The 14826-nt window shown below is 39.4% G+C and carries 15 protein-coding genes; 8 read left to right on the top strand and 7 right to left on the bottom strand.

What is annotated here, in order from left to right; all coding sequences use genetic code 11:
• The first annotated feature begins 177 nt into the window (after nt 1-177).
• Both EP1X_RS07255 and hmgA read left to right on the top strand, forming a co-directional pair.
• Nucleotides 178-936: a MinD/ParA family protein gene (locus EP1X_RS07255; protein ID WP_055283161.1), complete on the top strand. Its 759-nt coding sequence runs from the start codon at nt 178-180 to the stop codon at nt 934-936.
• A 26-nt stretch (nt 937-962) separates the two neighbouring features.
• Nucleotides 963-2186 carry a hydroxymethylglutaryl-CoA reductase (NADPH) gene (gene hmgA / locus EP1X_RS07260; protein ID WP_055283163.1) on the top strand — a complete coding sequence of 408 codons (1224 nt, stop codon included), beginning with the start codon at nt 963-965 and terminating at the stop codon, nt 2184-2186.
• An 8-nt stretch (nt 2187-2194) separates the two neighbouring features.
• Here the strand turns inward: hmgA and EP1X_RS07265 are convergent, their stop codons facing one another.
• The 5 genes from EP1X_RS07265 to EP1X_RS07285 all read right to left on the bottom strand — a co-directional run bounded on the left by EP1X_RS07265 (nt 2195) and on the right by EP1X_RS07285 (nt 7152).
• Entirely contained in the window at nt 2195-2851 is a 657-nt protein-coding gene (locus tag EP1X_RS07265) for a hypothetical protein (protein WP_055283164.1), read from the bottom strand.
• Nucleotides 2852-2906: 55 nt separating this feature from the next.
• Nucleotides 2907-3536 (bottom strand): DUF4118 domain-containing protein, encoded by a 630-nt coding sequence (locus EP1X_RS07270; RefSeq protein ID WP_253276557.1) that lies wholly within the window; start codon nt 3534-3536, stop codon nt 2907-2909.
• A gap of 50 nt (nt 3537-3586) precedes the next feature.
• A complete protein-coding gene (gene gatE / locus EP1X_RS07275; protein WP_055283168.1) occupies nt 3587-5476 on the bottom strand; it encodes a Glu-tRNA(Gln) amidotransferase subunit GatE in 1890 nt (629 codons plus the stop codon).
• Nucleotides 5476-6795 (bottom strand): Glu-tRNA(Gln) amidotransferase subunit GatD, encoded by a 1320-nt coding sequence (gene gatD / locus EP1X_RS07280; protein ID WP_055283170.1) that lies wholly within the window; start codon nt 6793-6795, stop codon nt 5476-5478. The genes gatE and gatD overlap by 1 nt, the downstream gene beginning before the upstream one ends.
• A gap of 63 nt (nt 6796-6858) precedes the next feature.
• On the bottom strand, nt 6859-7152 hold the full coding sequence (locus EP1X_RS07285) for a transcriptional regulator (protein WP_055283172.1): 294 nt from the start codon (nt 7150-7152) through the stop codon (nt 6859-6861).
• 45 nt (nt 7153-7197) lie between these two features.
• Between EP1X_RS07285 and EP1X_RS07290 the strand changes: the two genes are divergently transcribed.
• From EP1X_RS07290 to rsmA, 5 genes are all read left to right on the top strand, one after another.
• Complete coding sequence (locus EP1X_RS07290; protein WP_055283174.1) at nt 7198-8370, top strand: tRNA pseudouridine(54/55) synthase Pus10; 1173 nt, start codon at nt 7198-7200, stop codon at nt 8368-8370.
• A gap of 123 nt (nt 8371-8493) precedes the next feature.
• Complete coding sequence (locus EP1X_RS07295) at nt 8494-8787, top strand: 50S ribosomal protein L21e (protein ID WP_055283176.1); 294 nt, start codon at nt 8494-8496, stop codon at nt 8785-8787.
• A gap of 5 nt (nt 8788-8792) precedes the next feature.
• Nucleotides 8793-9155 carry an RNA polymerase Rpb4 family protein gene (locus EP1X_RS07300; RefSeq protein ID WP_055283177.1) on the top strand — a complete coding sequence of 121 codons (363 nt, stop codon included), beginning with the start codon at nt 8793-8795 and terminating at the stop codon, nt 9153-9155.
• A 78-nt stretch (nt 9156-9233) separates the two neighbouring features.
• A complete protein-coding gene (locus EP1X_RS07305; protein ID WP_055283179.1) occupies nt 9234-9860 on the top strand; it encodes a DUF655 domain-containing protein in 627 nt (208 codons plus the stop codon).
• Between the two features lie 2 nt (nt 9861-9862).
• Nucleotides 9863-10687 (top strand): 16S rRNA (adenine(1518)-N(6)/adenine(1519)-N(6))-dimethyltransferase RsmA, encoded by an 825-nt coding sequence (gene rsmA / locus EP1X_RS07310; protein WP_055283181.1) that lies wholly within the window; start codon nt 9863-9865, stop codon nt 10685-10687.
• Here the strand turns inward: rsmA and EP1X_RS07315 are convergent.
• Nucleotides 10684-11223 (bottom strand): ferritin family protein, encoded by a 540-nt coding sequence (locus tag EP1X_RS07315; protein WP_055283183.1) that lies wholly within the window; start codon nt 11221-11223, stop codon nt 10684-10686. The two genes, rsmA and EP1X_RS07315, sit on opposite strands and share 4 nt — an antisense overlap.
• An 81-nt stretch (nt 11224-11304) precedes the next feature.
• Here EP1X_RS07315 and EP1X_RS07320 point away from each other — a divergent pair, with 81 nt between their 5' ends.
• Nucleotides 11305-13050 carry a radical SAM protein gene (locus tag EP1X_RS07320; RefSeq protein ID WP_055283185.1) on the top strand — a complete coding sequence of 582 codons (1746 nt, stop codon included), beginning with the start codon at nt 11305-11307 and terminating at the stop codon, nt 13048-13050.
• A gap of 72 nt (nt 13051-13122) precedes the next feature.
• On the opposite strand, the gene EP1X_RS07325 is transcribed toward EP1X_RS07320, so the two are convergent.
• The gene (locus EP1X_RS07325) at nt 13123-14589 is read right to left on the bottom strand and encodes a hypothetical protein (RefSeq protein ID WP_055283187.1); all 1467 of its coding nucleotides are present in this window, start codon (nt 14587-14589) and stop codon (nt 13123-13125) included.
• Nucleotides 14590-14826 lie beyond the last annotated feature (237 nt).

Here is a 14826-nt window from a genome sequence, read left to right on the forward strand (position 1 = left end):
TTGTCATTAACAGTGTAAAAAGAAAATTTGCTTTTGGAGAACTCATAGGTTAACTTCCTTTTTATTCTTATTTCATGGAAAATCTTATATTTCCTACGTTACATAGATGGGTAATGTGAGTACTAGGTCTGCACAAGTTTGACTTTATCAAAATTTATTATAATGGGAGTGTGAGTAATGCCAGTTATAATCGTCACTGGGAGAGGAGGAGCCGGTAAAACCACTACTACTGCAAATTTAAGTGTATATTTCGCCCAACAAGAATATAGAACTCTTGCAATAGATGGTGACCTTTTCTTACCCAATCTTGGATTTCACTTTGCTTTAGAAAATGTCAGTTATACTCTCCACTCTATTCTCAAAAACCCTGATGTAGAACCAGAATGGGCAATATATAAGCATGGAAAAACTGCGGTGAATGTGATACCGGGAAGTACTAGACTCCAAGATGTCGTAGGAATTTCCCCCAAACGATTAAGGGATGTCGTGGAGCTAATGAAATATAAGTTCCCTCTAGTGTTTGTTGATTCCCCCACTGGAATACCTTTCGATACATTACCGACTTTTGAAGTTGCAGACTATCAAATAATAGTCGTTGAAATTGAGAGGTCTCCAATTTATTCTTTTGAAACTATGGTTGAGAACGAGATTAATAAACTCAGAGTAATTGGAGAAGAGTATGGATTAAAGATTGGGGTTATTCTAAACAAAGTTAGAGAGTCAGAAGATGTGATCGAGCATATAGTAGATGAGATTGACCAAAATGTTGGTTTACCTGTTATAGGTATCATTCCCTTTGACGAGAGCGTGCCAGAATCTATTAACGTAGGAATTCCAATTCTTGGGTACAAACCCCGTAGTGATGCTGCAATAGCATTTTATGAAGCCGGAGAAATACTTGAGGAATGGATATTTAAAAAGGTTAAAAAGAGTTGAAAAAATCTCTTTTTGGGGGTTATACTATGAACATTGAAGAACTCATTGAGAAAGTTGCTAAGGGAGAAATTAAACTACACCAAGTAGAAAAACATACAAATGATAAGCGTCTTGCCACAGAGATAAGAAGAAAGGCACTTGAAAGAAAGCTTGGAGTAACATTAGACAACATTGGCCACTACTCTATAGATCCAAACCAAGTCATCGGCAAAAATATTGAAAACATGATTGGAGTCGTTCAAATTCCTATGGGTGTAGCAGGCCCTCTCAAAATAAATGGAGAGTATGCTAAAGGAGAATTTTACATTCCTCTTGCCACCACTGAGGGCGCATTGGTAGCCTCTGTTAACAGAGGGTGTTCAACTCTAACAGCTGCAGGTGGTGTCAAAACCACTATAATTGGTGACAAAATGACACGTGCACCTCTTCTCAAGTGTCCCGATGCTAGAAAAGCAAGGGAAGTTGCAGAGTGGGTCAAAGGGAACATTGAGTACCTTCAAGAAGAAGCCGTAAGCAAAGTCACTAGACATGGAAAGCTTAGGGATATTAAACCATATATAGTCGGTAACAATCTCTATCTTCGTTTTGAATTTGAAACTGGCGATGCTATGGGAATGAATATGGTAACAATAGCAAGTGAAGAGATCATGAAAGTAATCGAAAGCAGATTTCCAGAAGTTAAATATCTGGCCCTTTCAGGTAATGTCTGTGTTGATAAAAAGCCTAATGCGATGAATTTCATTAATGGTAGAGGAAAAAGCGTGATTGCTGAGGCCATAATACCTCGTGAAATTGTAGAGAAAAAACTTAAGACAACCCCTGAACTTATAGCAGAGGTAAACTATCGTAAAAACCTTGTGGGATCCGCACAAGCAGGAAGCTACGGATTTAACGCTCACTTTGGAAACATTGTGGGAGCAATTTTCCTTGCAACTGGTCAAGATGAAGCACAAATAACTGAAGGCTCACACGGAATAACTCTAGCCGAAGTTACCCCAGAGGGAGACTTATACATCAGTATAACAATGCCTAGCCTTGAAATCGGAACCGTAGGCGGAGGAACTCGAGTACCAACACAACGAGAAGCCCTAACTATAATGGGAGTCGCAGGTGGTGGTGAACCACCGGGAACAAATGCCAAAAAATTTGCAGAGATCATAGCCGGGGCTGTTTTAGCTGGAGAACTCTCACTCCTAGCAGCAATAGCTGCAAAACATTTAGCTAAGGCCCATAAAGAACTTGGACGGTAAAAGTCGCCTCATCGTTTTATTTTCTTAATTTTATCTCTCAACGCTTTCGTTATTTCTGAGTCTTCCACAACACGAACTCCTCTGAACTTTAAAAGCGAAAAGGGATAATCTATAACTAGAGTTACCAAAACCACAAACGTGGTAATTGCTAAAGTCAAAAGAAGATAATCTAAATACTCATCCGCCTTGAAAAACCACGAAGAAGCTAACCCAATAATCAACGAAAACAAAAAGGTTATTCCCGAGCGATGTTCATGTCTTTTCACACCTATCTTTCTCTGACATATTAGTTTGAGCAAATATGCCAAGCCTTCTTTTTTCATTATTTCAAAAATGAATTTAGTAATTTTACTGTTCTCTAGCTTAAAATCCAATTCTTCCTTTCCAGAAAATAAGTATAGCATACGACTCAGATCTCCTTCGAGTTCAATCACCTGAATCACAGGGTCTGACCCATAGAGATAGTTACCAACTTCTGTTACAATATAACATTCTGGCTCAACAAATCGCAAAGGCCGAATATTTTTTGAAGAGAGATATCTTTCAAGATCCTTTGAGAGATTAGCAATTGATTCGCCTTTAATCTTTATATAAATACATCTCTTAATGTCCTTTGATTTTGCACTGAAATATCCAGAAAAATACCTACGAAATAAATCCCACATATTGCTAAGTTACTTTTTGAAGTTTAAAAATATTATGTCTAGATTTGAAATAGAATTAGTCCTCCCAAGCTCTCCGTTTGTAGCCTTTTTTAATACTCTGAAGAGCCACAATGAAGAAGATGGCAAAGGTTATGATATTGCCGAGCTGAGAAATGTCAATAATATTCTCAAATGCCAAATACCCAGCTATAAAACTGAGAAGTCCCAGACCTACTTGAATTGCACTTAAGACTACCTCAAAGGTGCTTCTTTTAGTAAGTTTGCCCTCAACCATTTTCCTAAAGATCTCTTCTAGGGCTTCGTCCTTCTTAACCTGAAAGACTAGGAACTTATCTTTATTCTTGAAGCTAATCCTCTCTTCACTTGGAAGGAAATAAAACCATCGGTTCATCTCATCAGTGAGCTCAACCACATAGATCTTATATGCCTTTGCAAAGAGATTCTTGGCATTCATTAGTAGTGTATACTCATCAGGATTTACCACTCTATTAAATGTCTTTCCCTTAAAGAGCTCCTCAAGTTCTTTGGCCTTTTCGCTTATAAGCTGATCTTGCTTTACTTTAATAAGCACGTACACTATCTTCTTTTCCTTCTTGGGCTTTCTAACTTCTTTTCTCTTCTGAGGCTCTTTTCTTCTGGATCTTCTAGGAATTATAATTGGACCTGGCGTAAACGGCATAAGCATTCCCAATTAGTTTAATGCATCAATTCTTAAAAAGTTATTGAGAAAAAAGATTAAGAGCTAAATTCTTGAATCTTCTTTCTTACAAGCTGGTTCACCAGCTTTCCATCAGCTTTGCCCCTAAGTTTTGCCATTGCTCTTCCCATGAGCATTCCCATAGCTCCCATGCCCTTAGCCTTTACGACATTAAGATTCTCCTTGACTATTTCTTCGATTATCTTTTCGACTTCTTCCTCGCTTAAGAGAGTCAGTCCCTTCTCCTCAGCAACTTGGAGAGCTGTTTTCTCTGGATGTAAAGCAAGTTCTTTGAATATCTCCTCAAAAGCCTCCTTTGCAATCTTATTCTCAAGTAGCAACTTGAACGCATCTTTTATGTGCTTGTCGCTTATGTTTTCAATGGGTACTTCTTTCTTAAGGCCTTTAAGGACTACTACGAGAGTTGATGCTGCCAGAGATGGCTTAACTCCCATTCCTATTAACTCCTCAAAGAGCTCATCTCTTTCATCATCAACTAATGTCTGTGCTAGGCTCTTATCGATGCCATACTCTTTAACATAGCGTCCTACTTTTGCCTGTGGGTACTCAGGAAGGTTTTCAAGGATTTCCCTCTTGATTTCCTCACCAATAAATATTGGTGGTATATCTGTCTCTGGATACATTCTTGCTTTTCCAGGAAGTGGACGCATGTATTGCGTATTTCCATCAGGCAATGCTCTCCTCGTCTCTTCTGGGACTCCTATTATGGCTTCTCTGGCCCTCTTAAGAACTTCTTTAAGGGCTTTCTTAGCAGCCTCTTCCTTCGCAGCTACTAAAACGAATGCATCTTGTTCCTCAAGACCAAGGGTTTCAATGATTTTATTTACCTCTTCTTGGCTTATACCATAGTTAGGAAGCTCATCTATGTGGAAGATCCCCTTTACATATTTTTTAGCCCTATCTGCCATTTCCGTACCCAATCTTCTCCCTGGTTGAACCTCAAATCCTATAAGGCCCCTGAATTTAGGAAGCTTAACTGCTATGACTTTACCTCCCTTCTTCAAGGCTTTTGCAATTATCTTTGAACCAGTGTTCTTGAAAACATCACTTACATCGTAGAACTCTTCTTTTATCTCTTCTTTATTCGCTCCCCTCTTTTGAAGCTCATCCCTAATTTTTAGGAGATTGATTTGCCTCTGCACCTCACGCTCTATGATGATTGGGATCATGTCTAACTCCTGCACACCCTTTATCTCTATCCTAGCCCCACCCTTAATAGAAACATTGAGATCCTGTCTTATAGTTCCAAGGCCTCTCTTAACTTTTCTTGTGGCCCTGAGAGCATCCCCTATAAACTTAGCCACCACTTTTGCCTGCTCCGGATGGTGGATGTCTGGAGTAGTCGCAATCTCAATTAGGGGAATCCCCAAACGATCAAGCCTATAAACTGCCCTCTTATCTCCCTGTTCTATTATTCTACATGCATCTTCCTCAAGACAAATAGTAGGGATGCCGACGCTTCCCCAAGGAGTATCTATTCTACCGTTCATTCCCACTATTGCAGTCCTTTGGAAACCAGAAACGTTGGAACCATCAATGACTATTTTCCTCATGAAGTGGACTTCATCTACTGGAATAGCATTCAAAAGATATGTTATCTGGATCGCTACTTTGAGAGCATCTTCATCTGGCAAATGAGGAGGTTCTTCATCCATGTACACCAAATCGCTGTACTTATAATTGCCCTCATAAACAAAGACCCTACCTTTCTTAAATTCCTCTAACGCAGCTTGATCAATTTCTCCAAGTTCACTCATAGTTGGTCTCAAGCGACGTTCAAACGTGAAACTAACATCCTCATGAAGCTCACTCGGCACAGGTGAAAAGAGCTTTTTTGTAGCAAGTTGCCTGTGAATCTCAAGACCAACTTTAAGACCAAGTTCTTTGTAGTCAAACTCCATTTTCATCACCTCAGATAAGTGTCAAACCTTGTGTACGGTGTTATTTCTCCACTATAATTTGTCAGCATCATTCTCTTAACTTCTTCAAGGTCTTGTGTATGTCCAAGAACCCACATGAGCTTAACATATGCTGTCTCCGGTAGCATGTCCTCACATGGAATGACTTTGGCCTTTAGAAGCTTTCTTCCTGTTGAATAAACATTAAGGTTAATCCTTCCATACAGACATTGGCTTGTCATGCAGACAGCAATTCCTTCTTCAGTTGCTCGCTCTATGCTCGGTATCATGTCATTAGGAGTGTGTCCAAGCCCCGTACCTTCTATTACAATCCCCTTGTAGCCTCTGTCAACAAGAAACTCTATAATTTCCCCGGTTACTCCAGGATAGACCTTTATTAGTGCTACCTTTTCCTCAATTTTGTCATCTACCCAAACCTCATTTTCACTCCTTTTTCTATAATCATCCCTTAGGTATTCTACCTTTCCATTACTCCATATCCTTGCTATTGGAACATCGTTTATACTTCTAAAAGCATCTCTCCTTGAGGTGTGCATCTTTCGTACTTTTGTTCCCCTATGGGCTAAGCAATAAGTATCACCTGTTTCGCCGTGCATTACTACTGCAACTTCTCCAAAATCTTCCACAGCCATTCTCGTGGAGCAGATTAAATTCATTGCAGCGTCGCTTGAAGGCCTATCACTGCTTCTCTGAGAGCCTACAAAGATCACAGGCTTGCCTAAATTCCTAAGCATGAAACTTAAAGCTGCTGAAGAATAACCCATAGTATCAGTTCCATGACCTATTATAACTCCATCCTCTCCACTATTCAATGCTTTAGCAACTTCATAGGCCATTTTTTTCCAATATTCAGGTTTCATGTCTTCACTCATTATGTTGAAAAGAAGTTTTGGAGTTATGTTGGCTATTTCAAAAATCTCAGGCACTGCTTTTGCAAGTTCTTCAGCAGTAAACGCCGCGTGTACTGCTCCAGTTTTGTAGTCAATCTTACTAGCTATTGTTCCACCGGTTCCGATTATGGTAACATTTGGAAGCTCTGGTTTCTTGGGAAGAACCTCTTTAAAAGAGATTTCTTCTCTTGGTTTGGCTTTTTCAAGAATCCTTACTTCGAGTATCTGGTCAATGAGAATACCAATGTTATATCCATTGTCCAACTTTATTGTAAGTGTTTCTCCTTTTGAAAGTTCATACGGAGGCATCACAATGCCCCTGTGTGTGATCATTGTATTATTCTCTTTCTCAACAACTTCAATATAATCGCCAATTCCTATCCCTTTCTCTTTCATAAAAACTTCAACTTTCCTCATGGTTAAACCCCCTTTTGATGAATGTTAGCTAAAGAATGTTTGGGATACGAGATATAAACCTTGTTATCGGAGTTCAATTTTAAACCTTGGCTCCTCTATCCACTCTGATCTGCACTTTGGACACTTTCCAGGAGATTTTATCTCTGCTTTAAACACAAAACCACACTTCCTGCACTGAGCTGGTTGGATCAAAAGCACCTTTCCCTCACGCTTTACAATATTGGCGATGACTTTTAGGTCTTCTAGTATAATCTTCTTGCTTCCTCTTCCTCTCATCTCAAGCATCAGTGCCAGTTCACTTACACTGTAATCTCTCTCTTCCAAAAGCTTTATTATCTTCTGTCTTCTCGTCATCATGATGGGGAGTTGGAAGAGAAATTAAAAAGGTTAAGGGTGAGCAAAGTGATAATCGAAAAAGCTGAAAAAATTCTTGAAAGGTACCCGCTCTGCAATCACTGTCTTGGAAGGGCATTTGGACTTCTTGGAAAGGGAGATAACTATATCAGGGGAAAATCCATAAGATTGGTTCTAAATATGGAGCGAGAAATTAGAGGAGAAGACCCTCTTCTAGAACCTCAAGAGTGTGAGCTCTGTAATGGTATCTTTAAAAAAGTCGAAGACTTGGCGAGATTGTGTTATAATAAAGTCTCAAAATTGGGATTAGAATTTGACACTTTTCTTGTGGGCTCAAGGATCCCCAGAGAAATTTTAGAGAAAGAGAATGAGATAATTGAGAGCTTTGAGTTAAAATATGCTGAACCTATCAACAGGGAACTAAACCGAGAGATTGGAAAAATCCTTGAAGTTATTCTTCAAAAAAGCGTGAATAAGAACAACCCCGATGTCGTTTTTATTGTTGATCCATACAACGAGACAGTGGAACTTCAGGTAAAACCACTCTACATTTATGGAAGGTATAGAAAGCTTGTAAGAGGAATCCCACAGACACCATTAAAGGGTTTTAAAGAGAGTGTTGCCTCGATAATATGCAAACCGTTTTCTAAAGCTGCAAAAGGGAAATCTATCTTTCATGGAGCAGGAAGAGAAGATGTTGACGTTAGAATGCTCGGAAATGGACGACCTTTTGTTATCGAAGTTAAAAAGCCTGTGAAAAGAAGAATAAATCTTCAAGAAATTGCCAAGGAAATTAATAAGAGTGGAAAAGTGGAAGTTTTAGATTTAAGCTTCATAAATAGGGAAGAAGCCGAAAAAATTCTCACATCTAACCATAAAAAAGAATATGAAGCTCTAGTGTACGTCGAAGAGCGTGTCAGTGAAAAGGAAGTAGAAAAAGTAGTTAAAGCCCTTAAAGATACTATTATTCACCAGCGAACTCCAAAAAGAGTTTTGGGTAGAAGGGCAGATATTGTGAGAGTAAGAAAAGTTCATGAAATCACTGGCAACCTCATAGATGAAAAACACTTTAAGCTTCGCTTAATAACCGACGGAGGACTTTACATAAAGGAATTAATTTCAGGAGATGATGGAAGAACAAGTCCCTCGGTGACGGAAATATTAGGAAAGAAAGCATGGTGTGAAAAGCTTGACGTTCTGAATATCCTCGATGGAGAGTGAAAACTTTATAAATGGTAGCACACATGAGCTTATGGTATTGGGAAAGACCCTAAGTTGAAAAAAGATCGTTCCTAAGCGCGTGATTTGTTAAAACTCCTAAATAAGGTTTAAGAGGTGATTAGAATGGTTCAAAAAGCCCATACTATTAGAAGGAAAACTAGAGGTAAGCTTAGCAAATCACCAAGGAGGAGAGGACTTCCTCCGCTCACAAGATTCCTTCAAGAGTTTGAAGTTGGACAAAAAGTCCACATAGTTATTGAGCCAAGTTACCACAAAGGTATGCCAGACCCAAGATTCCATGGAAGAACAGGGACAGTAGTTGGCAAAAGAGGAGATGCCTACGTAGTTCAGCTCACAGATGGTGGTAAGGTAAAAACATTCTTCATTCACCCAGTTCATCTAAGGCCCCAGAAGTGAGGAGTATGATAGGGCGCAAAAAGATAAAGGAAGAATACGTTTCAATTCCAGAAGCGAAAGAGTTACTACTCAAAAGAAAAGAGGAAGGTGCTGAAGAAAACCCAGAGGAGCCCATATTTTACGAAGCAAGAACCAGCCTAGAGCATGCGGAAAGATTTTCAAAAATTACTGCAGACAAAGCAAAAGAGCTGAAAAACAAGCTCATAGGACTATTCGAATGGCTCGACGAACGAATAGCTACGAAGCTCATTGACATAATGCCTAATGATTACTTTGATATGAAAATAATCTTTGCCAAAGAAGAACACATGCCTACAAAAGAAGAGGCAGAAAAAATACTCGAAATTCTAGACGAATATAGAGAATAGGCCTTTTCTCTCTTTTTTCATAACTTTCTCAAAAAGTATTAAAAACCCTTAGAGCGTATATTCTTGGGGGGAGAGACAATGGATTATTACCGTAGAAGGCATTCCTATGCTCAAAGTGTTAATAAAAAGAGGCATAATATTGAGTATGAAGAGTATGCATATGTGTTAGATTATCTTCCCACAGGTTATCTCGACCTAGAACACAGGAACTTTAGAGAAAAAAGGCCCATCGGGCAAGTAATAGGAGAGAAGGCATTTACACTTTTGGAAGTTATTCCCAAAACTGATCTCATGCTCTACGAGAGAGTATTTGTTGGAAAAGGTGAGAGGGATAAGATCCTCATGATAACCAAAAAACTCAACTATGATGACCTAACCCCAACTGCAAAAGCTGAGGTACCATACGTACTTGAAGAAATAGTGAAAAATAATGAGGAACGTTTTATCAAATTCTTTAACCTAGCTCCACCCATCACTAATAGACTCCACAGCCTAGAATTACTTCCAGGAATAGGGAAAAAGCACATGTGGGAAATTCTCGAGGAAAGAGAAAGGGAACCCTTCAAAAGCTTTGATGATCTAAAGCACCGGGTAAAAGGTCTTCCCGATCCTGTGAAAATGATAGCAAAGAGGATCCTAGATGAACTCGAGAACAAGGACAGGTATAGACTATTCGTCGGTTCAAGAAGAATATTCAGGGAATAAAAATGCTAAGTTCTAGAATCTTTTCTTTAATTTCTAAATATAACCTGAGGCCAAATTCAGATCTTGGACAAAATTTTCTAATAGTAGAGGACGTTATTAAAAGAGAGGTTGAGCGAGCTGAAATATCTGATAACGAAACTGTCCTTGAGATAGGGCCAGGATTAGGAGTCTTGACGGATGAATTATCCAAAAAAGCAAAAAAAGTATATACTATTGAAAAAGACCCTAAGATAGTCAAAATATTAAAAAAAGAATATAACTGGGACAACGTGGAAATCATAGAAGGAGACGCTCTTAAAATAGACTTCCCAGAATTTGATAGAATAGTCTCAAACCTCCCATACCAGATATCTTCTCCCATAACTTTCAAATTTTTGAAATACAACTTCAAAAGGGCCGTGTTAATATATCAATTAGAATTTGCTGAGCGAATGATAGCAAAACCCGGAGATAAAAACTATTCTCGACTCTCCGTTATGGTACAGAGTAAAGCCAATGTTGAACTTGTGGAAAAAATTGGCAAAGGAGCTTTCTATCCAAAACCAAAAGTGGACTCCGCTGTCGTGATTCTCGAGCCAAAACCAAAACTCGAGCAAATACCTCTTAATGAAGACCTCGTCAAAGCCCTCTTTCAACATCGGAGAAAAAAAGCCAGTAAAGCTTTAAAAAATTCTTACCACATGCTAAACCTCACCAAGGAAGAGTTCAAGAAAGTTAAAACCCTTTTTGACAATATCCCTCATGCTCAAAAGAGAGTATTTCAACTAGGGATAAATGAAATAAAGGAAATAGAAGAGTACCTTAGAGAAAACAACTTGCTTCTCTAAGTCCTGGTCTGAGTTTTCTCCTTTAGATACTGCTCTCTGATAGTTTTTAACTTGGCATAATGCCCATTCTCGACATCTGCAAGCCATTTGAATATTTCTTTCATCTCGGGTTCCTCAGATACTGTGAAAAGATACTCGTAAATATCCCCAATTATCTTCTTGTTTTCAATAAGAATGTCAAAGAGCTCCTCTAAGTTTCCTCTCTGCAGGAGAGAACTAAGTTTATCAACCTCCCACACTATTTCCAAAGGTGGAAGATCGACTTTAGGAATTTCCTCCTCAGGAAACAGTCCTTTGTAAACCTTAAGAAGCTTCTCTGCATGTTTAAGACTATCTTCATAAAGATAATAAAAAACCTTTGAAATTTCTACCTCCAATTCAAGTTCATTACTTAGCTTATACAATTTATAATACATCTCTGCTTCTCCTGCTTCAGTATTTATCCAATAGGAAAGAAGCTCTTTGGGAATTAGCTGAGGAAGAGCTTGGACTATTTTCTTCAGGTCCTCCTTAACACCAAGACCTAAATCAGACATGTTATTCCCTTTCTTAATATGGGAATTCAAAATTTAAAAATATGGCGCTTAATTTTTAAACCCCCTTCCGAACTTTTAAACATGATAATTGCCATAATTGACGGTTATACAGACGAGCCAGCTGGCCTTGGTGTACCTCCTTATCTGGGAATCTACCCCCGATATGCTTATGGGGCTATAAAAAAGGCTAATAAAAATGCCCAAGTTTTCTACCTCACTATAGATGATCTCCGTTTTACATATGAAGGAGAGCAAGGGATAAAAACACGGAACAAGACCCCTAATGTATTAAAAACTAAGGAGATCCTAGAAAAAGCCGATATTATTATTTACATCGGTGGGCTCCATACTCCAGGCAAGTACTTATCTGCAGTGCCATCCCAAGTAGAAGAAGTTGCAAAATTCATAAAGCACCTTAAATGTATTAAAATACTTGGTGGCCCAGCTTTTATGGGTTCTGCTCATGGAGGAGGAACAAAGATAAGCTCAAAAGAACTCATGCTTGCACAGACGGTTTTTGATCACATCGTCTATGGTGATCTGGAAGCTTTTCTTTACGACTTCTTTAAAAACCCTAAAGAAGCAGACCCTCTTAGATTCAGAACTTATGAAGAGCTTAAAGATTATGCTCTTCTAGGAGCTGAGGTGGTGAGACAATTTCCGGACTATCCCCATTTCGTGATAGTCGAAATTGAGACCCAAAGGGGATGTCCAAAAGCTGCAGGTATTGGAGGATGTAGTTTCTGTACTGAGCCTGTGAGGTACAAAACAATTGAAGACAGACCCATCAAAGACATTATAGAGGAGATTCAAATCCTCTATAATCTGGGAGTGAGACACTTTAGGATTGGGAGACAAAGCTGTATATTTTCCTATATGGCAAAACCAAATGACAGAGTGCCCATCCCAAACCCTAAGGCACTTGAAGATTTATTTAGAGGAATTAGAGATGCAGCACCCCTGATAAAGACCCTCCATGTCGATAATGCAAATCCTGCTATAATAGCAAACTACCCCAAGGAAAGTATTAAGATAGCAAAGGCCATCATAAAATATGGAACTCCCGGGAATGTTGTTGCCTTTGGACTTGAAACTGCTGATCCAAAAGTGGCAAAACTCAATAATCTAAATTCCACGCCAGATGAAGCTTATGAAGCTGTTAAAATCCTAAATGATGTTGGAGCAAAGAGAGGTTATAATGGAATGCCATGGCTTTTACCTGGAATAAACATTCTATTTGGGTTGCCAGGAGAGACTAAAAAAACATATGAGCTTACATATGAATTTTTGAAAAGAATCCTTGATGATGGCCTCTTGGTGAGAAGAATTAATATTAGACAAGTAGTTGTCTTCCCCGGTACTCCTCTCTGGCATATGCGAGAAAAAGTTAAGATTGAGAAGCACAAAAAGTTAATTCAGCACTATAAATACAAAATAAGACATGAGATAGACTATCCAATGCTCAAACGTTTGGTTCCTGTGGGTACGATTTTGAGAGAAGTCAGGGCGGAAGTTTTTGATAATGGTCTAACTTATGGCAGGCAGATAGGAAGTTACCCTCTTATAGTAGGAATTCCAAAGGAGATAGAACTCAATAAGCTCTATAATGTGGTAATAGTTGGTCATGGATTTAGAAGCATAACGGGAATTCCGATTCCAGTGAATATCAATATCGAAAGCTCCAAAGTGCTCAGTTATCTTCCAGGGCTCGGCAAGAAGAGAATAATTAGGATTCTCGCACAAAGACCCTTTAAGAACAAGGAAGAATTTCTAAAAATGTTAGATCCCAGAGAAAGGGAATTCTACGAAAAGATCATAAAAATCTAAAATTAAATTTGAACCAGAGTTTTTTATAACAAAATACAAAGTTAAAAAGAAGTTAAGAAAAGGCTAAAGCCTTCAGTTTGATTCTATTAGGTTTATAAGTTCGTCAATTGCCTCTGCGGTCTTGGTGTAGTCTTGTCCTGCAGCGATTATGACGTAGTTGTCTGGGTCGTTTGGAAGTGGCTCAACGATTAATGCGTAGCCATCCTCATCCATGACGTCTTCTTTCCACTCTGCAACTTTCTCTTCGCCGAAGATCTCCTCGAGTTGTGCCCAGACCTTGTTGCTTACCCATCCACCAATGATGTAAACGTCCTTGGTGTTGTCAGCAACGTTGAACTCTGCCAAGTCAACTTCATAGTCTGGAACGGCAACTGCATATGGGTCGATTGATGGGATCATGTATTGGGTGTAGGTGTCAACAACTCTCTCTGTGTACCAGACAAGGCGGTATTGTGGATCATCTACTACCTTGAGGAATACATCAAGGTCAGCAAGCTCAAATTCGTCTCCAAATGCTAGCTCAACTGTGCCATTGAAGTATACCCAAGTGCTGGTTTCATTCCAGTTAAGTAGCCATCCATCTACAACTGGAGTGTGCTTTTCAACACTTCCAGTCAGCCAGTAATATGTCCAGTCAACATAGATGTATTGGCTTCCAAGGACACCAAAGAATGTGTCACCGATCTTCAATTTGAGAATGTGTCCAATTCCAGCTTGTTGAAGTTCTGTCACCTTATCATTTGCCGCTGTTTCATTTGTACCGAAGAACTCGACCATGTTGTTGCCGTCGTCATCTACCCATATAACAGTCCAGTTGTCTTTTTCTATAATGACGAGATCTGAGCCTGAGGCTCCTGGGCCCTGAAGTTGGACAAGAGCTCTCTTTTCTGGTGAGATCTCGTAGTCTATGAAGGTTATGTCCCACCCAGTGATGTCTGCAACTGGAACGCCGACTTCGTAGGTTTGAAGTGGCTCTGAAGAGTCTGAGTCGTAGAAGTACATAGTACTGTCTATAGGTACTGGGTCACCCTCAAACTCTGGCATTGGGCTCATATCAGGCCCGTAGTATATCACTATTGCTGGGTTTGTCTCGTTGCTCACTATTGTGGTTATGTTTGTGGTAGCATTGAAGCTAAATAAGCTCCAGTTAAACCAGATTGCTATATCATCCCCAGTGGGAGTGGCGTTCATTGTTAGATCATATTTGAACTCATCAAAGTCTGGGACATATGACTCATTGAACCATTCTCCCATGGTGCTATCAAATTTCTCTGTCATGTGTGTGTCTGTGGCTTTTACTTCTACCTCTGTTGATGTGATTGAGTCTTGGAAGAGTGCCAAGGCAAGCCTTGCAGCTGCTAATCCGTCTTCTTTAACGTGGACAACTTGTCCGTCAACCTCTGCGGTTGTTGGGAAGGCAATTACGGCTTTTTCAATATTAAGGCCAGCATATACATTCTCGGTTTGAGCTGCTACTGCTCCAAGGCCCCCTGCTACAAGGGCGCCGACACCCAGTGCAATTATTTTTCTTGCTTTCATATCTTCACACCTCCAATACCTCGTAGGGGCTAAACCCCTAACTATGGTATTCTTCATTACCTATAGGTGCCTTGGGGTTTATATACTTTTCGCTTTCAGACCCTTTCTAACGATTAAAAGAGCTCGCTCATTGCCGTAATGACCAAAAATGGCATTTACTTAATGCCTACACTCAATTCGCCTTTTGCCGATAATATCTTAACCAAAAATTAAATGTTAATGACTCATTAATCCCCC

The organism is Thermococcus sp. EP1, assembly GCF_001317345.1.
Taxonomy (GTDB): domain Archaea; phylum Methanobacteriota_B; class Thermococci; order Thermococcales; family Thermococcaceae; genus Thermococcus_A.

Coding starts and splice junctions, on each gene's coding strand:
- EP1X_RS07255 (WP_055283161.1), top strand. CDS start 178: ATGCCAGTTATAATCGTCACTGGGAGAGGAGGAGCCGGTAAAACCACT.
- hmgA (WP_055283163.1), top strand. CDS start 963: ATGAACATTGAAGAACTCATTGAGAAAGTTGCTAAGGGAGAAATTAAA.
- EP1X_RS07265 (WP_055283164.1), bottom strand. CDS start 2,851: ATGTGGGATTTATTTCGTAGGTATTTTTCTGGATATTTCAGTGCAAAA.
- EP1X_RS07270 (WP_253276557.1), bottom strand. CDS start 3,536: ATGCTTATGCCGTTTACGCCAGGTCCAATTATAATTCCTAGAAGATCC.
- gatE (WP_055283168.1), bottom strand. CDS start 5,476: ATGAAAATGGAGTTTGACTACAAAGAACTTGGTCTTAAAGTTGGTCTT.
- gatD (WP_055283170.1), bottom strand. CDS start 6,795: ATGAGGAAAGTTGAAGTTTTTATGAAAGAGAAAGGGATAGGAATTGGC.
- EP1X_RS07285 (WP_055283172.1), bottom strand. CDS start 7,152: ATGATGACGAGAAGACAGAAGATAATAAAGCTTTTGGAAGAGAGAGAT.
- EP1X_RS07295 (WP_055283176.1), top strand. CDS start 8,494: ATGGTTCAAAAAGCCCATACTATTAGAAGGAAAACTAGAGGTAAGCTT.
- EP1X_RS07300 (WP_055283177.1), top strand. CDS start 8,793: ATGATAGGGCGCAAAAAGATAAAGGAAGAATACGTTTCAATTCCAGAA.
- EP1X_RS07305 (WP_055283179.1), top strand. CDS start 9,234: ATGGATTATTACCGTAGAAGGCATTCCTATGCTCAAAGTGTTAATAAA.
- rsmA (WP_055283181.1), top strand. CDS start 9,863: ATGCTAAGTTCTAGAATCTTTTCTTTAATTTCTAAATATAACCTGAGG.
- EP1X_RS07315 (WP_055283183.1), bottom strand. CDS start 11,223: ATGTCTGATTTAGGTCTTGGTGTTAAGGAGGACCTGAAGAAAATAGTC.
- EP1X_RS07320 (WP_055283185.1), top strand. CDS start 11,305: ATGATAATTGCCATAATTGACGGTTATACAGACGAGCCAGCTGGCCTT.
- EP1X_RS07325 (WP_055283187.1), bottom strand. CDS start 14,589: ATGAAAGCAAGAAAAATAATTGCACTGGGTGTCGGCGCCCTTGTAGCA.